The organism is Pelagibius sp. Alg239-R121 (assembly GCF_947331435.1).
GTDB lineage: Bacteria > Pseudomonadota > Alphaproteobacteria > Kiloniellales > Kiloniellaceae > Denitrobaculum.
In genome coordinates this window covers 250,483-272,140 of sequence record NZ_CAMZOF010000005.1, presented here as the reverse complement: position 1 = coordinate 272,140, position 21,658 = coordinate 250,483, and the positions used below count along the sequence as shown (strand labels likewise).

The window sequence follows — 21,658 nt, the reverse complement described above, 5'->3', positions numbered from 1 at the left end:
TCAACCAATCTTGATGGTGGTGTCGTCGAGGAACTCGACGGGCGGCACCGGCAGGTTCAGCGGCGCGGGGCCTTTGCGGATACGGCCCGAAGTATCGTAATGAGAGCCGTGGCAAGGACAGAACCAGCCGTCGTATTCGCCTTTTTCATCACCAGTCTTCTGCCCCAGAGGCACGCAACCCAAATGGGTGCAGTTACCGCCAACGATCAGCCATTCCGGCTTTACTACGCGGTCTGCATCGGTTTGCGGATCCGGCAATTCGTTAATCGCCACATCGTTCGCGGCCGCAATTTCGTCTTCCGTGCGATGCCGGATGAAAACCGGTTTATCTCGCCAGACCACAGTCACGCTCTGCCCGACCTCGATCGGTGTCAGATCCACCTCGGTCGAAGAAAGCGCCAGCACATCAGCCGACGGATTCATGGAATTAATCAGCGGCCAGGCGAAGGCGCCGGTACCGACCGCCCCCATGGCGCCTGCTACCAGATAAAGGAAGTCGCGGCGGGTTTCTTCCCCATCCGGCGAATGCTGTGAGGCATGAGCGCTGTCTGCTGCCATGTTAAATTCCCTCTTAAGGTCACCTCTCGGGCGTTTTCAGCCCGTTATATTGTGGCGTATCTCGCACGTTACGTAAAAGAACACCACTAATACTATTGCTAAGCCCCCAGGCGAAGATGCGACACCCTGTCGCACCAACCCCTTGCCGAATCGTACTTTGGCAGGGATATAGATGAAAACCTAACATAAGGCAAAGGCGGTGACGCCTTTAAAAGTGGGAAAATCTTTCAATGCGTCTTGCGCTCTTTCAACCCGATATACCGCAAAATACCGGGACACTCCTGCGCCTCGCCGCCTGCACCGGGCTGGCAGTGGATATAATCGAGCCCTGTGGCTTCATCCTGGACGACAAACGTCTTCGCCGCGCCGGAATGGATTACCTTGAAGGCGTCGATATGACGCGTCACATATCCTGGCAACGCTTCCTCGAAGAACCCCGTGGACGTATCGTTCTCTTGACCACAAAGGCCGACACGCCTTACACCGAATTCGACTTTGCCGCGGACGATTGCCTGTTGGTTGGACGGGAAAGCGCAGGTGTACCACCGGAGGTTCATGAGCGGGCCGATGCGCAGCTCGTGGTGCCGATGAAGGCCGGGTTCAGGTCTTTGAACGTGGCCGTCTGCGCCGCCATGGTGGTGGGCGAGGCCTTGAGGCAGGTTGCGTTAAAATAGACCGATTGCTTTAAGGCCAATTTATTTAAGACAGACCGGCGGATTTCCAAAAGGATCATCATGACCTCAACGACCGAACAGCGACAAGATCTTGCAACCGTCTGGTTCAGACAACTTCGCGACGAAATCTGCAGTGCTTTTGAACAGATCGAAGACGATCTGCTTGGCACAAATGCCGGACAACTTGCTGAACAGGCGCCGGGTCGCTTCGAGCGCAAAACCTGGCTGCGTGAACAGGAGGGTGAAACCGGCGATTTCGGTGGCGGCGAGATGTCACTGATGCGTGGCCGCGTGTTCGAGAAGGTCGGCGTCAATATTTCGACGGTCAAGGGTGAGTTCTCGAAAGAGTTCCGCGCGCAGATGCCCGGCGCAGAGGAAGACCCCAGGTTCTGGGCCAGCGGGATCTCGCTGGTTGCGCATATGCATTCGCCAATGGTGCCCGCCATTCACATGAACACCCGCTTCATCGTTACTACAAAATCCTGGTTCGGTGGGGGTAGCGACCTCAACCCCATGTACCCGGACGAACAAGACACCGCCGAATTCCACGACCGTCTCAAAGTCGCCTGTGATAAACACGATCCGGAGTACTATCCACGCTTCAAGGAATGGTGCGACGAGTACTTCTTCATTCCGCACCGCAACGAAGCACGGGGTGTAGGCGGCATTTTCTACGACAATCTAGATAGCGGTGACTGGAACGCCGACTTCGCCTTCACCCAGGACGTTGGACGGGCTTTTCTGGATATCTACCCACTGCTGGTACGACGGCATATGGAACGCCCCTGGAGCGACGAGCAACGCAGGCATCAGCTTTTTCGCCGTGGGCGCTATGCGGAATTTAACCTGGTTTACGATCGCGGAACTCAATTTGGTCTGAAAACCGGCGGCAATGTTGAGGCAATCCTGATGTCACTTCCCCCTGAGGCTGCCTGGCCGTAAGAGCCGTTTGAACTATCGCTTCCGGGTGTTTGACAGTTCTAATTTCAGTTGCTTAAGGCAGTCCTCGCGCTGAGGCTCGAAATCTGCCTTCCGCCACCAAATCTCTACGCGGTCCAGAGCATCGCCGAGTTGAGGTCCCGTCTCAAAGCCGATTTTAAGAGCATCCCGCCCGCGCAAATGAAAGACAGGATGTTCCCAAGCTTGGCCGACGGCAAGATTGGCATTCAAAGCATCAAGGTCCGGATTTAAATGACCAGCGTTGGTCACTGCCCAATCCAGGCGTAGGATATCGCCTGTCAAGCCAACACCCAGATCGTAGAGTGCCTGGCGGATAACTCCGACATCGCTACCTACTTTTGGCGGATAATCACTGAGATCATCCCCTGCCGTTCGCACGGCCACCAAGCGGTCGGTTTGGGCACGTGAGAATCGGAGACGTTCGGCAACCGCTGCAGCCTCCCGCGCACCACCGTCGAGAAGAGCTGCCAACCGGAGCAACGCGTCAGGAACCTCCTCAACCTTCATTAAAGCCTTAAGGATTGCAGTATCGTTCCGGGCTTCAGGCAATAGGATCGCTGTCACGCCGGCATTAAGCATCGACGCCAGAGTCGACAAAGGATCGCCCGTCGAAAGCAACCGCAGTAGTTCAACTCGCACACGCTCACCCGAAAGGCTCGTAAGATTTGGTGCCAGCTGTTTCGCTGCGGCCAAGCCCTCCCCATCCAGTTCGCCCGCACCATAAAATGCGTGAAAGCGAAAGAACCGGAGCAGCCTGAGATAATCTTCGGTTATCCGTTCACTCGCGTTGCCGACAAATCTGACCCTGCCATTGCGAAGGTCTTCGAGGCCGTCGAAAGGATCGAACAAGGTACCGTCCGACCGGCAGGACAAGGCGTTGATGGTCAAGTCCCGCCGCGCCGCGTCACGCACCCAATCGTCCGTATAGGCCACTTTTGCGCGCCGGCCATCGGTTTCGACATCTTCCCGAAGGGTTGTTACTTCATAGCTTTCGCCGTGGGAAATGGCGGTTACCGTTCCGTGGTCGATGCCAGTGGGGATTGCCTTTAGCCCGGCCGATTCAAGCAGATAGACAACCTTTTCCGGCCGATCGGGTGTCGCCAAGTCAATATCCTTAATCGGGAAACCCTTGATCGCATCCCGGACACATCCACCGACGAAGCGGACTTCGCTCCCATTGGCTTCCAGCGCCTTCAGCAATGCAGAGGTTGCGCGAGAGGTCATCCAGGGCTGCAGGGGAAGCCGGTCTTGCGATTGCATCTTACTCATGTCACGCCCCGGAGCCTGCCTCGTTCAGTCATCCGGCGGTCGCGCATTTATCGAAATCACTCCACAGGTCCGGCCGGGATAATCTCGCCATCGACATAAGCCGGCGGACGAACCTTAACGTCCCGATCATGATCAAAAAGGACACCGATGGCGATAATTCCGCCCGTCGCAATAACCAGACCTGAGAGAACCAGCATTAGCCAGGGGGTCATCGCTTCTGATGAAGCGGCACCTTCCAAACGACGTTTCGTCTTGGCGTAGAGCAGATACAGCAAAAATGGGATCAGAAAGAGAAGAAGAGCAACGAATATCCTAGTCAGCATGCCGCAAAACCTCCGTCAGATTAACGAGCATGCCCGCCGTTGCTCCCCAGATGTAATAGTTATCATAGGGGAAAACGTAAAAATGCCGCAGCGCCCCTTGGAACATCCGGCTTTGACGCTGCTGGCTCGCAGGATCAAGAATGAAGCCAAGCGGGACTTCGAACACTTCGGCAACCTCAAAATCATCAGGTTTCAGGTCGAATGGCGGCCTGACCAATCCGACCAGCGGCGATATTTCAAACCCGGTCCGCGTCACATAGGTGTCCAGCTGGCCAACCAGACGGATATGCTCCCGAGCCAAGCCAATTTCTTCTTCTGTTTCCCGCAAGGCGGTGGATTCGGGTCCATTGTCCCCGGGGTCCACCCGGCCACCGGGAAAAGAAATCTGACCGGCGTGATCATGCAGATGAGCTGTCCGTTTGGTCAGTAGTACGGTCAGGCCTTCGCTGCGTTCAACGATGGGAATCAGAACGGCGGCCTGGGTAAGCTTTTCTGCAGGCTCATACATGTCCGGATTAAGGTCATGGTCACCTCGCGGCCGGTCACCGGGTCGCAGAGAAGCCGATGGGACAAGCAATGACTGAGAAGTACGCCGACCAGGACTTCCAAGGCCATCAAAGCGCCGAAGGATTTCGGTGGCGGTCACGTGTAGTTTGGCCGATTCAGCGTTCACGCAGCGTCATCCAGCGGAAAAAAGCTACCGCTGCTCCACAGGCCGAAACGTTTGCCTTGCTCCATGGTCTCCTCAATGGCGAGTTCCGCCAATCCATAATAAACCGACCGGAGAATCAGGGCCTCCAGGCGGTCCCGAACCAAAATATAGGGCCTCGGCTCACCGGTTTCACTATCTACGGCGATCCTTAACGGATGTTCGGAGTCCAGTTCGACCCAGGTGTCCACATTGGTGCGAAAGCGCAGGGCTTGATCTTTTCCGCTTCCCGATACGGAAAACTCTACAGCCGTAAAGGGCGCGTCCTCGACGATAACCCGCCCGCGTTCGACCGGCGTAACCAGCCAGTACTCGCCATCGTCTTCGCGCCTGAGAACCGTGGAAAAGAGTTTTACCAACGGCTTACGCCCAATTGGCGAGCCTTGGTGGAACCAAGTGCCGTCGCGGGCTATTCGAATGTCGAAATCACCGCAAAATGGAAGACTTGGCGTCATCGTCGACGGATTCGGGGCGTCAGACGACTGGTCAGGCGCATCAGAAACACCTATCTTTTGAGTATCATCGGTTGGTCGTGTCGTATCCGAGGTCATAACCTGCCGTCCTGAAGCCTGATGTCCGGTATCATAGACCCGGGCCGCATCAAGTGGGAGTCGAACAGAGTGGCAGCCAACCCTTCAGTCCCTACCGACATCGCGACAGCGGAACAACTTGCCGAAGACATCGACGCACTTGGGCACCGACTGCACTCTGCGCGAGAGAGTATTGGACGAGTCATTTTCGGGCAACAGGATGTCGTCGACCGCACTCTGATTACTCTTTTGGCCGGTGGTCACGCACTTTTGATCGGCGTACCTGGACTGGCCAAAACCAGGCTGGTGGAAACATTAGGCACGGTCTTCGGATTGGACGACAAACGCGTTCAGTGCACCCCCGATCTGATGCCAGCGGATATCCTGGGATCTGAAGTCCTCGAGGAAAGCGAAAGCGGTAAACGCTCCTTCCGCTTCATCCCGGGCCCGGTGTTCGGCCAGTTGCTGATGGCAGACGAGATCAACCGTGCCAGTCCGCGTACCCAATCAGCGTTGCTGCAGGCCATGCAGGAACGTCAGGTCACCGTCGCGGGTGTTCCCCACGACCTGCCGCGCCCGTTCCATGTTCTGGCAACCCAGAACCCACTGGAACAGGAAGGCACCTACCCTCTGCCCGAAGCCCAGCTGGACCGCTTTATTATGGAAATCGATGTCGGGTACCCGGATCTGGAGGCCGAACGGCAGATGTTGTTGGCGACGACAGGCGCCGAAACCGTTGAAGCAACCGGTATCATGAGTGCAGACGAACTGCTTTCCGCCCAAAGAGTTGTGCGGCGCGTCCCCGTCGCTGACGGAATTGTCGATGCGGTTTTGGCATTGGTTCGTGACGGCCGCCCCGAATCCAGCTCAATCCCCGAACTGGGCGAGCAGATCGCCTGGGGTCCGGGCCCGCGTGCCAGTCAGGCACTAATGCTCGCCATCCGGGCCCGCGCCGTACTAGACGGGCGGCTCTCTCCCTCGATGGATGACGTGGTCGAGCTCGCGGCGCCTGTTTTACGTCACAGAATGAGCCTGAATTTCACCGCCCGCGCCGACGGCGTCTCGATCGACGATGTCATCGCGCGGCTGATTGCCCGCTTCAAATAGAGCCCTCGAGGCCTGAATAGGAGACCGACGCTGGCCATCACGCCGAGAGTGAGACTGCCAATCCAGCAAAGAGCAGAGCAGATTGCATCCGCTTTGCCGCCGCTTTTGGTCGAGGCAGAACATGTGGCAACCACTGTAGCCCAAGGTGTGCACGGTCGCCGTCGCGTTGGTCAGGGCGAGACCTTTTGGCAATTCCGCCGCTATGAAACAGGAGATTCCCCTCAATCAATCGATTGGCGTCAATCCGCCAAGTCCGATCGCGTGTTCGTTCGTGAAATGGAATGGGAGGCGGCGCAGTCCGTCTGGATCTGGCGTGACACCTCGCCATCGATGTCCTGGACCTCCTCGCCCGAACTACCCGAAAAGCGACGACGCGCCGATATTCTGGCCCTCGCTCTCTCCGTTCTGTTGATCCGGGGTGGCGAATTCGTCACCTTCCTTGGCTCCGACCTCCGGCCTTCTAACGGGAAAACGACTTTGGAGCGCCTGGCAAAAGTCATCGACCGCGGTGATCGAGAAAACAACGGTCTGCCGCCGGTCCTGCCCCTGCCCCGCTTCGCTCAGGTTGTGATGATCGGCGACTTCCTCTCGCCTCTGGACGAAATCGAAGATGCCGCCCGAAGCTACGCCGCGCGTGGCGTAAAGGGACACTTGCTTCAGGTTCTCGATCCTGCCGAAGAGCTTCTGCCCTACGACGGCAGAACACGCTTCGAAGGACTGGAAGGCGAGCAATCCTGGTTGTTGTCACGCGTGGAATCCGTGCGCGAGCCCTATCGCAAGCGTTTCAAGGCGCAATGCGAAGGCCTGGGTGAAATCGCGCGCCGCCTGGATTGGGGCTATTCGGCGCATCGAACCGACAAATCACCCAACACAGCCTTGTTAGCGCTTTATCTGGCCATGACCCAGGACCGGGGGCGCTAATATGCTTGATCTCGGTCTTCTCGCCTTCACCCAACCCTGGCTGCTTGCAACTCTCATCGGCCTGCCCCTCATTTGGTTTCTACTGCGAGTGACGCCGCCGGCACCAAAAACGCTCGCCTTTCCAGCCGTTCGGCTGCTGCTTGGGCTGGACCCGCCCGAAGAAACACCGGCACGAACGCCGCTATGGCTGATCCTCTTGCGCATGCTGATCATCTTGCTGATCATTTTCGGCCTCGCCCAACCCCTGATAAATCCCGCGGCGCAGCTGCCCGGCAATGGTCCTGTCGTCCTGGTCATCGATAACGGCTGGGCGGCTGCAAAAAACTGGGATGGCAAGGTCAACGCAATGGTCGAAGTGATCGACCGCGCAGAACGCGAAGACCGAGCCGTCGTGCTGCTGCGGACTGCCAAACGGTCACCGGAAAGCCGTGCTGACCTCTCGCCCCTGCTGCCGGCTGGCGAGGCGAGGGAGTTGGCGCAGGGCATTCAGCCCCATCCCTGGCAGGTCGACCGGCTCGCTGCACTAGAGACTCTCGAATCCCAGGATCTCGAAGGTTCCGCCTATATTGTATGGCTGTCCGACGGATTGGCGGATGCTGACAGCAACGCCTTCGCAGAAAGATTGCAGGCCTTCGGAGACGTAACGGTTTTGCAAGATCAGGCCGGCGCTTTGGCAAAGATTGTTCGGAAGCCCGGCGATGATGGCCTGGAGTTGGTGGTTCCGGTTGAACGGGCTTCAAGCGAAGGTATCGAAAATCTGACCCTGACCGCGTTGGCTGAGGGTGGCACGATCGTGGCGCGTGAAGCGGTCGCATTCCAATCGGGTGACAAAACGGCTGAACTCAGACTGCGGCTACCCACGGAGCTGCGAAACCGGGTAACCCAACTTTCCCTTGAGAGCGAAAGCTCTGCGGCTGCCACTTATCTGCTTGACGAATCCTCCCGGCGTCGTCCGGTTGGCCTGGTCACCGCGGGAAGTGCACAGCAATCCCAACCCCTGCTCAGCGAAGTTTACTACCTTCAGCGGGCGCTGGAGCCCTACAGTGAGGTCAGACAGGGCAGCATTGACGAACTCCTCGCCCGCAAACTTGCGGTGCTCGCTCTCCCCGACATCGGTAACTTGACGACTGATGAAAGCGATCGGCTCGGCAACTGGGTCGAGAGCGGCGGCCTGCTGCTGCGATTTGCTGGTCCCAGGATGGCGGCGGACAACGATGACGATCTGCTCCCGGTCCGGCTGCGCGGCGGCGACCGCATCCTGGGCGGCGCGCTCACCTGGGACAGTCCTGCGACGCTTTCCGACTTCGCGGCTGGGACTCCTTTCGCCGGCTTGGATATAGCCGGTGAAGTCACCGTGGAGCGTCAGGTTCTGGCCGAACCTTCGTTGGAGCTTGGCGAAAAAACCTGGGCCCGCCTGAGTGACGGCACGCCACTCATCACCGCTGATCCGCGCGATAAAGGTTGGGTAGTTTTGGTCCACACTACCGCAAATACGGACTGGTCGAACCTCGCACTGTCCGGGTTGTTCGTGGACATGCTCCGGCGGATCGTTGCGGTCAGCCAAGGCGTGGCCGACGGCAATGCAAACAGCATTCCGCTGCCGCCGCTAGAAGTCATGAATGGATTCGGAAGGCTTGTGTCACCAGGCGCGAGCGTTATGCCGTTACCCGCCGCAACTCAACCCGAGACGGCTGATACGCCAGATACTGCGGCTCCGGCCGGCGGTGTTGCCGTTGATCCGAATCACCCCCCAGGTTTTTACGGTGAAGACGCGAAGCAGAGAATCGCCCACAACCTTGCCAATCATCTGCCCGCACTCGAACCTCTTGGCGTAATTAGTGGTGTCGAGGCGGCATCATACAGTAAGAGTGAGGAGATTGATCTGAAGCCCTGGTTGCTGCTGGCCGCCCTGATTCTTGCACTCGCTGATATGCTGTTGTCACTCTTTATGCGTGGCCTTGTGCGCCCCCAGATGCCCTCCGCGGCAACTGCGATCGCTGTGAGCCTCGGCATCGCGTCCGGCGGCCTTCTTGCCGGCGACGCACGCGCACAGAGTCTCGTCGATGAAGGCCGCGCGTTGGAAGCCACTTTGGAAACCCGCCTGGCCTTCGTGCTCACGGGAGCGGAACGCGTGGATGGCATCAGCGAAGCGGGCCTGCAGGGTTTGACCCGCATCCTGCGCCGCCGGACGTCGGTCGAGGCCGGCGCCCCGCTGGGCGTAAACATCGAGCGTGACGAGCTTGCTTTCTTTCCACTGCTCTACTGGCCCATAACGACCGATCAGCGAAGCCCCAGCCCGGACGCGGTCCGCAAGCTGAACGATTACCTGAATAACGGCGGAACGATTCTCTTTGATTTACGCGACCCAAGCGCGACGGCTCGCATTCAAGGGCAGCAGAGCCAGACCAACCTGGCTCTGCAGAGACTGACCTCGGATGTAAACATCCCCTCGCTGGAACCGGTGCCGCCGGAACACGTGCTGCGCAAATCCTTTTATCTGATGCAGGAGTTTCCGGGTCGCTACGCCGGCGGAAACCTCTGGATCGAGACCAGCGAAAGTCAGGCAAATGACGGTGTAGCGCGGGTGATCGTCGGCAGTAACGACTGGGCGGGAGCCTGGGCGATCACCGATCTGGGGCGGCCCATCCTGCCTGTGGTTCCCGGCAAGGAAGCACAGCGGGAAATGGCCTATCGCTTCGGTGTCAATCTGGTGATGTATGCACTGACCGGCAATTACAAGGCGGATCAGGTGCATATTCCCTTCATTCTGGAGCGCCTCGGCCAATGAACGCCGTCTCGATACATTGGGCACCGCTGTTGCCATGGGAGCTCCTGGCTGCTGTCGGCGCTCTGTCGGTCTTACTGGTGACTTTCAGTCTGTTCCGACGGGCCAAGGGCAGCATTTGGCGCGTTCTTGCGCTTGGTGGACTGTTACTTGCTCTCGCCAATCCCTCGGCAGTCGAAGAGCAGCGTGCCTCCCTCAATGACATTGTCTTTGTCGTGGTCGATGAAAGCCAAAGCCAGGGTATCGGCCCGCGACCGCAGCAAACCGAAGCTGCTCTCGCTCACACGCTGGAGAAGCTCGAGGCACTTGAAGGCACCGAAGTCCGCGTAATCCGGGCGGGCGCGGACGCCATTGGGATCGAACAGGACGGCACCAAGCTCTTTTCCGCACTGGGTGAAGCCCTCTCAAGTGTCTCGCGACAACAGGTTTCCGGTGTCATCGTCATGAGCGACGGCCAGATCCATGATGTGCCGGAAAACCTCTCTGCGCTCGGCATCGAAGCGCCGGTACACCTGCTGCTCAGCGGCGAAGAACGCGAATTCGACCGGCGGCTGAGCGTTGTCCAAGCGCCCGGCTTCGGGATTGTGGGTCAGCCGCAGAGTCTCAGGCTGATCGTGGAAGACATCGGCAGCAGTCAGCCGAACGGACTTGTCGAACTGAAAATCCGCCAGGACGGGCAAGAAGCACGGAGCGTGCGCGTTCCCGTCGGCATCGAGCAGGAGATTGCATTCGAGCTGGAGCACCGCGGTCCGAGCGTGCTGGAAATCGAGGCGTCCACCCTCGCCGGTGAACTGTCCCTGGCCAATAATCGCACCGCCGTTTCCGTTGACGGCGTGCGCGACCGGCTGCGTGTTCTGCTGGTGTCGGGTGAACCCCATGCAGGTGAGCGCGCCTGGCGCAACATCCTGAAATCTGATCCCTCGGTAGATCTCGTCCATTTCACCATCCTGCGGCCACCGGAAAAGCAAGACGGCACACCGATCCGGGAGCTTTCCCTGATCGCCTTTCCCACACGGGAGCTCTTCGAACTCAAACTCGATGAGTTCGATCTGGTGATTTTCGACCGCTACCGCCGCAGGGGCGTCCTGCCATCGATCTATCTCGACAATATTGCGCGCTACGTGGAGCGAGGCGGGGCGCTGCTGGAGGCCGTCGGCCCAACCTTCGCCACCCCTCTGTCGCTTTACCGCACACCGCTGGGCCGCATCCTGCCAGTCGAACCCACCGGCGATATTCAAGAGGCCGCCTACCGTCCCAAAATCACCGAACTGGGTGAACGTCACCCGGTTACGGCGACTCTCGGTGGACGCAAAGCCAACGACCCGCCGGAATGGGGACAGTGGTTCCGGCATATCAGCGGTGATTCTCTGCGCGGCTCGATCGTGATGAGCGGGCTCGACGATCGCCCTCTACTCGTTCTCGATCGCGTCGGCGAAGGCCGGGTTGCCCAGTTCATGAGCGACCATATGTGGCTCTGGTCGCGCGGCTTCGACGGCGGTGGCCCTCAGGCCGAACTTCTGCGCCGTATCTCTCATTGGCTGATGAAGGAACCCGAGCTGGAGGAAGAAGACCTTCGCGCAAGTGTGGTCGATGGGCGCCTTCAGATTACGCGCCGGTCGCTTGTGATCGACAATCCGGAGATCGATGTCGCCTTTCCCTCTGGCAAGCAGCAGAAAGTCACGCTGGAACCGGGAGACGACGGCGTCGCCCGTGCGTCGATCGATGCGGAAGAGGCCGGCCTTTACCGGATCACAGACGGCGTTCTCTCTGCGGTAACGGCTGCCGGCCCCCTCAACCCGCGTGAATTCGAGAATGCCCTTTCCAGCGCCGGTCCAATGCAAGCTCTGATGAAAGATAGCGGCGGCACCGCGATCCGCCTGGCCAAGAACAACACGCCGGGCCTACGTAAGGTCAGACCGAGCAGAGATCAGTTCGGAACGACGTGGCTCGGTATCCGGGATGCGCAAGGCTACGTTGTAACCGGCGTGAACCAGGTCCCGCTGCTGCCGGCGATCGCCCTGCTGCTTCTGTTGGTCGGCGGCGCCATCGCAGCTTGGTTCCGCGAAGGTCACTGAGACCCGTAGATTCGGTTAAGCGACATCCGAACTGGCTGAAGGTTCGATTTCCGGTGCCCGCTCAATCACGCCCCGAATCCCTTCGATGGCCCCAGCGACCAGCTCCAGCACCTGAAATCTCTCCGGATCGACAGGCCCAGGCAGAATCAGGCCGTTGGGACATGCCGGTATGAAACCATAAGGCGCATAATATGCAGGTTCACCCACGACCAGGCACAACCGATGGCCCTGCTGTTTCGCCGCTTTAAGCCCCCAAGCCACCAAAGCCCGCCCCATGCCTTGGCCCTGATATCGTGGTTCGACAGCCAAGGGGCCAAGTAGAATTGCAGGTTCTCCGGAAATCGACACCGCCCAGAAACGCAACGAAGCGATGAGCTCTCCTTGGCCGCCTTCGGCGATAAAAGACAGGCCTTCAACGGCCGGCAAGCCCTCACGGAGACGATAGACCGTCTTTTCCTGCCGCTCGGATCCGAAGGTCCGGTCCAGCAGATCCTCGATCATAGGTTCCGCATATCCCGGTTGCGGAGAAATTTTAAAAGGAATTTGCGATGAAGCGTTTGAGAAAGTCTCGAAGGTCATTTGTCTGCATCCCTCTGACCGCCAGCGGCGGTTGATCAACGAAAGTCGTTCGTTTGGGACCGCTGTCTTTCGTTGCTTTCCGGCTCTAAATCGCAGGAATTAGCGCAGAATCGCGACAGAACGGCGCCCTGTGCGCAAAGCGCACTGGCGTCGGCATCGTCGTCGCAATTTTCCGCTAAGGGACATCTAAATCAAACCTTAGTTTTCGCTCTCATTTCTCGATTATCACACCTCGCAAAAAAGTCCAAGCGCTTTGATCCAGGCAATTTCGAGGATTCGGCCCGCATCCAGTGTGTGATGTCCTTGACGAAAACAGTCGGGAACGATCGCACTCCAGCTAATTGGAAGAGTGTCCGAAACACGATTTGCACTAAAACCCTTAAAAAGGTCGAAGCATCTGAAATGCCGTATTCAGGCCTGGGTAGGCCGGAACGCAGGCACCGCTTCCATCAATCCCGCACATAGAATCAGTGCACACCCAAGCAATTCTCGTAAGCCAAGAGGTTCCGAGGCGAGCAAAGACGAACTAAGTGCCGCAGCAACGACCTCTAGCAACAGCAGGATTGCAACGCGGCCCGGATCCAGCAGCGCAGCCCCCCAGAGCAGCAGAGCTGTGGTCGGCAGCAGAAAAATCAGTGCAACAGCCAAAGCCACCGCCACCAGTGATCCAACATCCTTCGAAGGCGGCGGTGTGTCGGTTAAAACAACAAAGAGCAGCGCGGCGCCCGCAGCCACGAAGACAGACACAAAGGTCTTATCAAGCTCCCGCACCGAACCGTGCATCCGGGTTGTGGTCGCCGCGAGGGCAAAACAGACACCCGAGAGGAGCGCCATAACATCGGCGAGAGAATAAGCTGCAGACACAGTATCGGATGCTAAGAGGTCGAGTTGTAGGATGACAGCGGCCCCGGCCAATCCCAGCGCGATCGCAATCCATCGTGTCAAAGGGATCGGCGCTCCTAACATGAACCGTCCCATGAAACTGGCCCATACCGGCGAAAGGTAGAACAGCAGAACCACGCGGATGACGTTGCCGTTGATGACGGCATGATTCCACAGCACCATGGTGACGCCGAGGGGAACGCCTATCGCCAGGAGTGGTAAAATCTGATCGGAGAGCCCGCGCCGACGCCAGACGAACGGCCCGAGCGTCAGCGACGCAAGACCGAAAATCATAAAACTGGCCCAGTCCCCCCTTAGGCCGTGGTCATCAAGCCAACGCAACGGGATCCACCAAAGGCCCCAAAGCACCGCTGATGTCGCCACCGCAAAGCCGGGCAGCAATGACCTGTCAAGCTTCACTCCCAAATGCCTGCATCCCAATAGGGGGCATCACCGAATCGTTCGACCAGAAAATCGACAAAAACCCGCACTTTGGGCGAGAGGTTGCGGTTGGCCGGAAACACGGCATGGACAGAGGATTCATCGCCGACCTGATAGGGCTCAAACAGTCTAACCAGCCGGCCACTGCGCAAACTGTCTCCAGCAATGAAGCTGGGCTGAATTGCGATCCCGCAACCGGCAAGCAATGCAGCCTGTATGACGTCACCGTTGTTGGCTGTAAACCTTCCTCTCACGTTCACTTTGTGGCGTCCTGCGTCATCTCGAAAGTGCCAGGTACCGGGCGTCTTGGAGTAGCTGTAGCCAAGGCAATTGTGCCGCTTCAGATCGTCCGGTTGGCGCGGTGTTCCGTGTTTTTTTAGATACGATGGCGCAGCGCAGGCAACAAGACGATTGGGCGCAAGCCGCCTCGCGATCAGGCTGGAATCCAGCATGCGGGTGATTCGTACGCCGACATCGAACCCCTCATCAATCAAATCGACCACCCGATCGTTCAGAACCATCTGCACATTCAATTCGGGGAAACGCTCCAGAAACTCCGGCAAGGCCGGCCCCAAGTGCATAATTCCGAAAGACATAGGGGCATTGACCTTAAGCTCACCGCGCGGCGCTGAGGCCAGATGAGACACAGCCTCTTTGGCCGATTCCGCTTCTGTAAGAACCCGCTGGCATCCTTCGTAGAAGGCCGCCCCCGCTTCCGTCAGTGATAAACGTCGGGTTGTCCGGTTGAGCAGGCGCACACCCAGGCGGTCTTCCAGCCGGCTAACCTGTTTGGAAACCGACGATTTGCTGACGCCGAGATCCCGGGCCGCCTTGGAAAACCCTCCGGCTTCGATCACGCGGGCGAAGATGGCCATGCTGGCCAGATCATCGATCATATCGTTTCCTCAGAGAAACAAACTAATTCCACGTGAACATATAACGCGTCCTTGGGAAACACACCATCTCTGCGTAGAGATGTGAGGTCAGGATCATGAGGGGCATGAATTCCCGCTTCAACATCGGATTACAGCGCACCAGGAAGGGAACGAAGAACGTGATTGACGTTGCCGAATTCAACCGTCTCGGCCGATTTGAAAATGACTGGCTCACTGCACGCCATCACTTCAGCTTTGGTTCATACTTCGATCCCAGCAGAAACGGCGTCGGCCCGCTGATCGTATGGAACGACGACGCCATTGCACCGGGCACCGGATTCGATCTCCACGGGCACCGGGACATGGAAATCATCACCTACGTCCGCAGCGGCGCAATCACGCATCAGGACCATTTAGGGAACCAGGGCCGGACCGAAGCAGGTGACGTTCAAGTCATGACCGCCGGTAAAGGCATCATGCATGCAGAATACAATCGCGAAGATGAGGAGACGACGCTGTTTCAGATTTGGATACGCCCGGCCATCGACAATCTTCAACCTCGATGGGACCAGAGCCGCTTTCCAAAGTCCGATCGTGCCGGAATTCTAGTGCCGCTTGCTTCCGGACGCAGCCGGCACCAAGGCGCACTCGAGATCCATCAGGATGCCGCCCTGCTCGGCGCAACGCTCACAAAAGGCCAAAGCCTTCGGTACGACCTTGGTCAGAATCGTCAAGGCTATCTGGTTGCCGCCAGCGGTGAGGCAGTCATCAACGGCACCCCTGTTCAAATGCGCGACGGGGCAGCGATCCGGCAAGAAGACCACGTGGATATAGAGGCCGTAGTGGACACGGAGATTCTCTTGGCTGATCTGCCAGCAAACTAAAGGCATTGGCAGGCCCTTGGCGTTATCCGACTGACAATTAACCAAAAATCTGCTTTGCGAGCAGACAAAAGCGTGCATAAAGAGGAAGCAAGAAATGGGTCTTCTGGTAGACGGTGTATGGCATGACCAATGGTATGACACGGCCAAAAGCGGCGGGCGTTTTCAACGCAACGAATCGATCTTCCGCAATTGGGTCACGGCCGATGGCACGGCGGGGCCGAGCGGTAGGGATGGTTTCGAAGCGGAAGCAGGCCGCTATCATCTTTATGTCTCGCTGGCTTGTCCCTGGGCACATCGGACCCTGATCTTTCGGGCACTCAAAAAACTCGAAGACGTGATCACCGTATCGGTCGTGCATTGGCACATGGGCGAACAGGGATGGGTATTCCAGGAAGGCCGCGGCTGCACGGCGGATGCAATCGGTGGCGCGAAGCACCTTCACGAAGTCTACACACGAGCCCTCTCCGACTACAGTGGACGGGTCACCGTTCCGATTCTATGGGATAAGAAAACCGGCACCATCGTCAGCAATGAATCGTCCGAAATCATCCGAATGCTGAACACCGCGTTTGATGCCTGGGGAGATGCTGCGATTGATTTCTATCCGGAGGATCTGCGGCAGGAGATTGAGGCGGTCAACGAGCGCGTCTATCACACGGTGAATAACGGCGTCTACAAATGTGGTTTTGCGACCTCTCAGGAAGCTTACGAAGAGGCGTTCGCAGCGCTCTTCGATTCTATGTCCTGGCTGGAAGACCGTCTTTCGCAGCAGCGCTATCTGACCGGCAATAGAATTACCGAAGCAGATTGGCGGCTCTTCACCACTATGGTTCGTTTCGATCCCGTCTATTTCGGACACTTCAAATGCAACCGGCAACGATTGGTGGATTTGCCCAATCTCTGGGGTCATACCCGTGAACTTTTTCAAATTCCCGGGGTTGCCGGAACGGTGGATTTCCATCACATCAAGCATCACTACTACGGCAGCCACGTAAGCGTGAATCCAACCGGTGTCGTTCCCCTGGGGCCCGATATCGACTTCCTTGCGCAGCACGGACGGGAACCCCTGACCGTCTAACAGTCGGTCGCCACCTCGGTTCGATAACAGATAACTTTCTGGCGTCCACACAATCCGCACAGCTACACTGCAAGAGTCCGAACGTTTTTCACTGGATCAGAGAAAAATGTGAATGCAACTCCGCTCAAGATGAATGGAGGGCGTTTCATGTTCTTGATTACATTAATGACAAACGATCGCACTCTGCGAGTTAATCACAGGCGGTGTTACGCGTGCCGGCACGAAATCTAGTCTGTATTCTATTCCTGTTTGCTATGGCGACCTTCGCCTCGCCGGTGCTTGTAGCCTCTTCAACCTACGCGGCGGATCCCCACGAACCCTTTGCAGCCAACGCAACGAGATGGAGCCGTCTGCTCGATTCTGCTCAGCAAGAAATCGCACGAAATAGCATCCCCAAGGAAAGGCTCAACCAGATTCGGACGAACCTGTCCAACATCCGGGTGGAAGCCGAAACACTCCGCGATGAAACCAACGACAATATTGAGCCTCTCCGTCGTCGCCTCAAAGCACTTGGTCCCCCGCCAGAAGAGGCAGAGCCGGCGGAACCCGCCGCAATCGCTGCACAGCGCACGCAGATTCTGACCGACATTTCGCTCCAGGAAGCCAAGCTGAAACAAATCGAGCTGACTTTGTCGCGAGTCACCGAGGCGGAAACTCTTGCAATCGCTGTCGTGCGCGAGCGCAGGATCGCCGGCTTTCTGACGCTTTCGCCCTTCCCGCTAGCACCTTCGACAGTGGAAAAAGCGGTTCCCGAATTCTTCGAGATGCTTCGCCTGATTGCCACTTCGCCGGCGATCTGGTGGGGCACCCTCACGGAAGAGGAACGCCAGAGCTTTTTGTTCTTCAGGCTGGCCGTCCGTATTTCCATAGCAATCGCTATCGGCTGGGTCGTACGCCGCCTGCTGCTGCGATGGTTTGGACGCGATGCGTCTCTTCAGAACCCGTCGTATGCCCGGCGCCTGACAGGCGCCATTGGTGAAGGTCTCGCCAACGGTGTCGTCCCGGCGTTGATTCTTGCCGCATTTCTGCCCAGGGTGCTGGGCGAACAATCAGTGCTCAGCGGGTTGCTCCAAGCCATATCCGTCATCTTTTGCATCGCGGCTATTTTTGTCATCTTGGCCAGCGCCTTACCCCGGGCGGTTCTCGCACCGAATCTTCCCAACTGGCGTTTGCTACCGGTTACACCACAAAATGCGCGCTACATCAGCCGTGTTACCATCGTTCTGGCGATCATCTTTGCGATTGACGCCTTCTTCGTCGAGCTCCAGCCGGCACTCCGCCAGTTCGCCGACTATCAGGCTTCGGATGAACAGGCTTCACTGTACCTCTTCGTCACCAACATTCTGGAAGCCATCGGCGTCCTAAGCCTGTGTCGTGCCGCCGTCTGGCAGGCAGATCCTTCGGCCCCGGGCATAACCGCAACTGAAATAAAGCCGTCCAGCCCGAGCCCCTGGCGCGTCTGGTGGATCATCCGTTATCTGGCGGCAGCTCTGGCCGCGATCACCCTTTTGAGCTCGCTGTTCGGATACCTTGTTCTCGGCGCTCAACTGATCAACAACCTTGTCGTCAGCGGCGCCATTATCGGCGGGCTGTTTTTGGTCCGGGGGCTGGGCCGCGAGATCATTGGCGCAATTTTGCGCACCGAACTGGTCCGCATCAGTCTCGGTATTCCGCATCCCACGAGAAAACTTCTGAAGTTCTGGATTCGAGCGGCCTTCGACTTCGTGGTCTTCATTACTGGCTTTATCCTGATCTCGCCGCTTTGGGGCTTGCCTTTCGAAGATGTCGCCCGCCTGGTTGTGAGCGTCCTAAAAGGCGTTCAGATCGGCAGCGTCACTATCTCTCCTGGTGATGTCCTTGCGGCCATAGCCGTCTTCCTTGTCGTCCTGCTGGTCACCCGCTTCATCCAGCGCCTGCTGTCGGAACAGGTACTACCAAATACCAGAATGGACTCGGGGGTTCAGAACTCCCTGACCGCCGGAACCGGCTATATCGGGTTGATCGCAGCGGCGACCCTCGCCATCACGACTCTGGGACTCGACCTTTCCAACATCGCGATCATCGCGGGCGCCTTGTCGGTTGGTATCGGATTTGGCCTTCAAAACATTGTGAACAACTTCGTCTCTGGACTGATCCTGTTGATCGAACGACCGATCAAAGTGGGTGACTGGATCGTCATCGCGGGACACGAGGGATTCGTCAAAAGAATCAAGGTGCGCGCCACCGAGATTGAGACCTTTCAGCGTGCGTCGATCATTATTCCCAACAGCGAACTCGTTGCCAATGCCGTTACCAATTGGACGCACAAAGACCGTTACGGCCGCGTCGAAGTCGCGGTTGGAGTCGCTTACGGCTCCGACATTGATAAAGTGATGGATATCCTGATGGCATGCCTGCGCGGCCATGAAAGAATATTAACCTGGCCCGAACCCCAGGTGGTTTTTCAGGACTTCGCGGACTCGTCTCTGAACTTTGAAGCGCGCGGCTTCATCGCACAGGTTGAATGGCGCGTTATCGTCGCGAGCGAGTTACGCGTGTCGATCAATCGGGCTTTTGCAGAGGCCGCGATTGAAATTCCGTTCCCGCAACGCGATATCAACATTAAGGATATCGATCGATTGGAAAAAGCCCTTATCAATCGTGGAGAGAATCCGTCGCCGCAATCCACTTCGTAAAGGCATTAGTTGACTCTGCGTTGAAAATATCGGATCAGCCATGATAGGCATTCGATGATATAACCCAACTGTCCAATTTTTTTTGCTATTGTTGTTTGTGCTCACTGCCGGCGTAGACCGGACCCTATTTGTAAGTGAGGATTTTTTTGATGGTAAGCTTGCCACTTGATATCTGGAGCAGCGACGACGAGCCGCGGCTTGGTGTTGTGCTGGATGAGATCTGGACCCTTCTGGAAGAAGGCGTTTCCGATCGACGCCACGGCTTCCATACACCGGTTGCTGCGACCATGCGCGACTCGGCCGGCGCGGCAATGCGCACTGTCGTTCTTCGGCATGTCGATCGGGAATCACGTTGTCTGCACTTCCATACGGACATCCGCAGCCAGAAAGTCGACGACCTCAAAAAGGATCCGAGGATATCGTTTCTTTTTTATGATCGCGGTGCACAAACCCAGCTTCGGGTCGACGCCATCGCAACAGTTTCCCACGATGACACCGTTGCCGCAGAAGCTTGGAAAAAGCTTACGCCGGACTGCCGCCGGGAGTATCTTGTTTCCGAGCATCCCGGCAAACCGAGTGCCTGGCCGACCTCCGGTCTATCTCCCGAACTTCAGGACAGAGATCCGACCTTGGAAGAATCGGAAAAAGGCTACCCGGAATTTGCCGTAATTTCCGCGACTTTCAGCCATTTGGAGTGGCTGTATGTCTGCCACGAAGGCCATCGGCGAGCCCGCTTCGATTGGTCAAAAGGCGAATTGGATACGACCTGGCTGGTTCCCTGACTCCCCCGAGTCCGGTCGTTTTACGCCGGACAGGCGAAAAACGCGAACCAAGCTCTTGTTCAAGAAATTCAAGCGCAATCGTATTCCAAGTTGGAGACTGACAGCGCTCCGAAGCGCGGCTACGGCATTAGGTCAATTGACTGATGCCACTGACACTACATGACTCCGTCCAAGAATCACTTCAATTCGGTGTCATAGATTTGCAGAAGTTCGCCGGCCTCCGAACTATCGCAGCCTTTTGCTTCAACCAGTTTACGTGCATCTTTTTGAGCCGCGAGTAGGAGCGACAGCCGCTTGGCACCAACCTCGTGATTGACCTTTTTGTTGATGATCTCGCCCATGCGATCGTATTCGCCATCGGAAAATCCAATCTGACGGCACTGTTTGGTCACTTCGATCGCCTGTTGATAACGGCTGAACTGCTGTTCGGCATTCTCGTCTGCCACCACAGGGTCGAAAACGCCCTGCAACAGCAGCAAAGCAGCTGCGAAGGTAAGTGTTAAGGTCGGATTCTGCATATTTCCTCCAGCAAGCCTATCACTGCAACTAGGTATCAGAACGAGGAGTGTGGTTCAGTCAAAAACGCAGCCTCTTCCGCCGTCGCATCGCGGCCGAGTATGAGATTGCGATGGGGAAACCGACCAAAACGCGCGATGATATCCCGGTGCATGAGCGCATAATCGTACCAAGTAGGGTCCTCGTCGAGTGCCTTTGTCAGTACGAGGCATTCTTCCTGGTCCTGCAGGTCTTCGCTGTGCTCGAGCGGAAGGTATAGAAAAAGACGTTCCGTTTGGCTCAGATCGTGCTGCAGTCCTAGGCTGAGCGCGTGACGGACGACATCACGCGCCCTGGCATCTGTTGCAAAGGCTCGAGGATCGTCACGAAACAGATTCCGGGGCGCCTGATCGAGCAGAATACAGAGTGCAAGGCAGCCTCGTGCGCTAGACATCCAATCATCCAGGCGTCCGTCGTTTGCCAGCTCATAGCCCGAAAGCAGCGTGCGGCGAACCGCATCATCAAACGCCGGGTCTTTAACGAACCAGCGATCAGACATGCCTTCGCCAAACCAAAAGTCCAGAACGTCGTCAACCGTGACCACTCGTCCTCCCTCTTCACAGCAAGAGACTTACACCGTTACCGGCATAGTCTGCCTTCGGAAGACAGGGAAATCCACGAAAAGGATTACGAGGTCACAAACAGCAACAGCAAACGCTGTGATGACGAAATAGCCAATTACGAACAGTAGCCATCCAGCCCCTGGATGCACCATTCGATTTCGTCGGCACGCTTATTTTGGTCCCCCACGTCATCAAACGACTCTTCACTATTTCGGCCCAGGCGCTCTGCAAAGTCACGAAGCCTCTCCGCGAGGAAACGATAATTGGGTTCAATCGCCATGGTTTCGAAGTCCCGGATAGGTCAGCAGATGACTTCTGATACCGGCTGGCTGTGAAGGACTCATGACAGCAGTACGAAATGTGGGTGACAGTCCATTGCGCAGAGTGCGGGTTGTTTCACGAAGACGTGACGGGGATCGCGCTGGGCAGACAT

Annotated in this window: 21 protein-coding genes; 10 read left to right on the top strand and 11 right to left on the bottom strand. The window is 57.4% G+C overall.

Translation table 11 applies throughout. The features are described from left to right. The gene (gene petA, locus QMZ18_RS17620) at positions 1-558 is read right to left on the bottom strand and encodes a ubiquinol-cytochrome c reductase iron-sulfur subunit (RefSeq protein ID WP_282607641.1); all 558 of its coding nucleotides are present in this window, start codon (positions 556-558) and stop codon (positions 1-3) included. Positions 559-788: 230 nt separating this feature from the next. Between petA and QMZ18_RS17615 the strand changes: the two genes are divergently transcribed. Both QMZ18_RS17615 and hemF read left to right on the top strand, forming a co-directional pair. Continuing rightward, positions 789-1,232, top strand: coding sequence for a tRNA (cytidine(34)-2'-O)-methyltransferase (locus QMZ18_RS17615; RefSeq protein WP_282607640.1), 444 nt, complete (start codon positions 789-791; stop codon positions 1,230-1,232). A 60-nt stretch (positions 1,233-1,292) separates the two neighbouring features. Then, complete coding sequence (gene hemF / locus QMZ18_RS17610; protein WP_282607639.1) at positions 1,293-2,174, top strand: oxygen-dependent coproporphyrinogen oxidase; 882 nt, start codon at positions 1,293-1,295, stop codon at positions 2,172-2,174. 12 nt (positions 2,175-2,186) lie between these two features. Here hemF and QMZ18_RS17605 read toward each other — a convergent pair whose 3' ends face one another. From QMZ18_RS17605 to QMZ18_RS17590, 4 genes are all read right to left on the bottom strand, one after another. Further along, a complete protein-coding gene (locus tag QMZ18_RS17605; protein ID WP_282607638.1) occupies positions 2,187-3,461 on the bottom strand; it encodes a CCA tRNA nucleotidyltransferase in 1,275 nt (424 codons plus the stop codon). A 56-nt stretch (positions 3,462-3,517) separates the two neighbouring features. After that, a complete protein-coding gene (locus QMZ18_RS17600) occupies positions 3,518-3,784 on the bottom strand; it encodes a hypothetical protein (RefSeq protein ID WP_282607637.1) in 267 nt (88 codons plus the stop codon). After that, positions 3,774-4,340: a CoA pyrophosphatase gene (locus tag QMZ18_RS17595; protein WP_322097238.1), complete on the bottom strand. Its 567-nt coding sequence runs from the start codon at positions 4,338-4,340 to the stop codon at positions 3,774-3,776. Before QMZ18_RS17595 ends, QMZ18_RS17600 begins: the two co-directional genes overlap by 11 nt. A 113-nt stretch (positions 4,341-4,453) precedes the next feature. Continuing rightward, positions 4,454-5,044 carry a DUF1285 domain-containing protein gene (locus QMZ18_RS17590; RefSeq protein WP_282607635.1) on the bottom strand — a complete coding sequence of 197 codons (591 nt, stop codon included), beginning with the start codon at positions 5,042-5,044 and terminating at the stop codon, positions 4,454-4,456. 21 nt (positions 5,045-5,065) lie between these two features. On the opposite strand from QMZ18_RS17590, the gene QMZ18_RS17585 reads away from it, so the two are divergent. The 4 genes from QMZ18_RS17585 to QMZ18_RS17570 all read left to right on the top strand — a co-directional run bounded on the left by QMZ18_RS17585 (position 5,066) and on the right by QMZ18_RS17570 (position 11,911). Continuing rightward, positions 5,066-6,130, top strand: a complete 1,065-nt coding sequence (locus QMZ18_RS17585; protein ID WP_282607634.1) for a MoxR family ATPase — start codon at positions 5,066-5,068, stop codon at positions 6,128-6,130. Positions 6,131-6,253: 123 nt separating this feature from the next. Then, positions 6,254-7,051 (top strand): DUF58 domain-containing protein, encoded by a 798-nt coding sequence (locus QMZ18_RS17580; RefSeq protein ID WP_282607633.1) that lies wholly within the window; start codon positions 6,254-6,256, stop codon positions 7,049-7,051. 1 nt (position 7,052) lies between these two features. Beyond that, complete coding sequence (locus QMZ18_RS17575) at positions 7,053-9,839, top strand: DUF4159 domain-containing protein (RefSeq protein ID WP_282607632.1); 2,787 nt, start codon at positions 7,053-7,055, stop codon at positions 9,837-9,839. Beyond that, positions 9,836-11,911 carry a hypothetical protein gene (locus QMZ18_RS17570; RefSeq protein ID WP_282607631.1) on the top strand — a complete coding sequence of 692 codons (2,076 nt, stop codon included), beginning with the start codon at positions 9,836-9,838 and terminating at the stop codon, positions 11,909-11,911. The genes QMZ18_RS17575 and QMZ18_RS17570 overlap by 4 nt, the downstream gene beginning before the upstream one ends. Before the next feature lie 15 nt (positions 11,912-11,926). Here the strand turns inward: QMZ18_RS17570 and QMZ18_RS17565 are convergent, their stop codons facing one another. From QMZ18_RS17565 to QMZ18_RS17555, 3 genes are all read right to left on the bottom strand, one after another. Then, positions 11,927-12,412, bottom strand: a complete 486-nt coding sequence (locus QMZ18_RS17565; RefSeq protein WP_282607630.1) for a GNAT family N-acetyltransferase — start codon at positions 12,410-12,412, stop codon at positions 11,927-11,929. Positions 12,413-12,901: 489 nt separating this feature from the next. Continuing rightward, on the bottom strand, positions 12,902-13,792 hold the full coding sequence (locus tag QMZ18_RS17560) for a DMT family transporter (RefSeq protein WP_282607629.1): 891 nt from the start codon (positions 13,790-13,792) through the stop codon (positions 12,902-12,904). Beyond that, positions 13,789-14,709: a LysR family transcriptional regulator gene (locus tag QMZ18_RS17555; protein WP_282607628.1), complete on the bottom strand. Its 921-nt coding sequence runs from the start codon at positions 14,707-14,709 to the stop codon at positions 13,789-13,791. Before QMZ18_RS17555 ends, QMZ18_RS17560 begins: the two co-directional genes overlap by 4 nt. A 158-nt stretch (positions 14,710-14,867) precedes the next feature. Between QMZ18_RS17555 and QMZ18_RS17550 the strand changes: the two genes are divergently transcribed. From QMZ18_RS17550 to QMZ18_RS17535, 4 genes are all read left to right on the top strand, one after another. Further along, a complete protein-coding gene (locus tag QMZ18_RS17550; RefSeq protein ID WP_282607908.1) occupies positions 14,868-15,572 on the top strand; it encodes a pirin family protein in 705 nt (234 codons plus the stop codon). Positions 15,573-15,666: 94 nt separating this feature from the next. Then, positions 15,667-16,650, top strand: coding sequence for a glutathione S-transferase family protein (locus tag QMZ18_RS17545; protein ID WP_282607627.1), 984 nt, complete (start codon positions 15,667-15,669; stop codon positions 16,648-16,650). Between the two features lie 212 nt (positions 16,651-16,862). Next, a complete protein-coding gene (locus QMZ18_RS17540; RefSeq protein WP_282607626.1) occupies positions 16,863-19,325 on the top strand; it encodes a mechanosensitive ion channel family protein in 2,463 nt (820 codons plus the stop codon). 149 nt (positions 19,326-19,474) lie between these two features. Then, entirely contained in the window at positions 19,475-20,107 is a 633-nt protein-coding gene (locus QMZ18_RS17535) for a pyridoxamine 5'-phosphate oxidase family protein (RefSeq protein WP_282607625.1), read from the top strand. A 176-nt stretch (positions 20,108-20,283) separates the two neighbouring features. On the opposite strand, the gene QMZ18_RS17530 is transcribed toward QMZ18_RS17535, so the two are convergent. From QMZ18_RS17530 to QMZ18_RS17520, 3 genes are all read right to left on the bottom strand, one after another. Beyond that, on the bottom strand, positions 20,284-20,625 hold the full coding sequence (locus tag QMZ18_RS17530) for a hypothetical protein (RefSeq protein ID WP_282607624.1): 342 nt from the start codon (positions 20,623-20,625) through the stop codon (positions 20,284-20,286). 35 nt (positions 20,626-20,660) lie between these two features. Beyond that, on the bottom strand, positions 20,661-21,206 hold the full coding sequence (locus QMZ18_RS17525) for a DUF924 family protein (RefSeq protein ID WP_282607623.1): 546 nt from the start codon (positions 21,204-21,206) through the stop codon (positions 20,661-20,663). 134 nt (positions 21,207-21,340) lie between these two features. Then, positions 21,341-21,505 (bottom strand): hypothetical protein, encoded by a 165-nt coding sequence (locus QMZ18_RS17520; protein ID WP_282607622.1) that lies wholly within the window; start codon positions 21,503-21,505, stop codon positions 21,341-21,343. Between the last annotated feature and the right edge of the window lie 153 nt (positions 21,506-21,658).

Excerpts from the sequence above, each read along its gene's own strand:
- QMZ18_RS17590 (WP_282607635.1), bottom strand. The coding sequence starts at position 5,044 with ATGACCTCGGATACGACACGACCAACCGATGATACTCAAAAGATAGGT.
- petA (WP_282607641.1), bottom strand. The coding sequence starts at position 558 with ATGGCAGCAGACAGCGCTCATGCCTCACAGCATTCGCCGGATGGGGAA.
- QMZ18_RS17530 (WP_282607624.1), bottom strand. The coding sequence starts at position 20,625 with ATGCAGAATCCGACCTTAACACTTACCTTCGCAGCTGCTTTGCTGCTG.
- QMZ18_RS17600 (WP_282607637.1), bottom strand. The coding sequence starts at position 3,784 with ATGCTGACTAGGATATTCGTTGCTCTTCTTCTCTTTCTGATCCCATTT.
- QMZ18_RS17565 (WP_282607630.1), bottom strand. The coding sequence starts at position 12,412 with ATGATCGAGGATCTGCTGGACCGGACCTTCGGATCCGAGCGGCAGGAA.
- hemF (WP_282607639.1), top strand. The coding sequence starts at position 1,293 with ATGACCTCAACGACCGAACAGCGACAAGATCTTGCAACCGTCTGGTTC.
- QMZ18_RS17520 (WP_282607622.1), bottom strand. The coding sequence starts at position 21,505 with ATGGCGATTGAACCCAATTATCGTTTCCTCGCGGAGAGGCTTCGTGAC.
- QMZ18_RS17615 (WP_282607640.1), top strand. The coding sequence starts at position 789 with ATGCGTCTTGCGCTCTTTCAACCCGATATACCGCAAAATACCGGGACA.
- QMZ18_RS17585 (WP_282607634.1), top strand. The coding sequence starts at position 5,066 with ATGTCCGGTATCATAGACCCGGGCCGCATCAAGTGGGAGTCGAACAGA.
- QMZ18_RS17535 (WP_282607625.1), top strand. The coding sequence starts at position 19,475 with ATGGTAAGCTTGCCACTTGATATCTGGAGCAGCGACGACGAGCCGCGG.
- QMZ18_RS17545 (WP_282607627.1), top strand. The coding sequence starts at position 15,667 with ATGGGTCTTCTGGTAGACGGTGTATGGCATGACCAATGGTATGACACG.
- QMZ18_RS17575 (WP_282607632.1), top strand. The coding sequence starts at position 7,053 with ATGCTTGATCTCGGTCTTCTCGCCTTCACCCAACCCTGGCTGCTTGCA.
- QMZ18_RS17555 (WP_282607628.1), bottom strand. The coding sequence starts at position 14,709 with ATGATCGATGATCTGGCCAGCATGGCCATCTTCGCCCGCGTGATCGAA.
- QMZ18_RS17605 (WP_282607638.1), bottom strand. The coding sequence starts at position 3,461 with ATGAGTAAGATGCAATCGCAAGACCGGCTTCCCCTGCAGCCCTGGATG.
- QMZ18_RS17570 (WP_282607631.1), top strand. The coding sequence starts at position 9,836 with ATGAACGCCGTCTCGATACATTGGGCACCGCTGTTGCCATGGGAGCTC.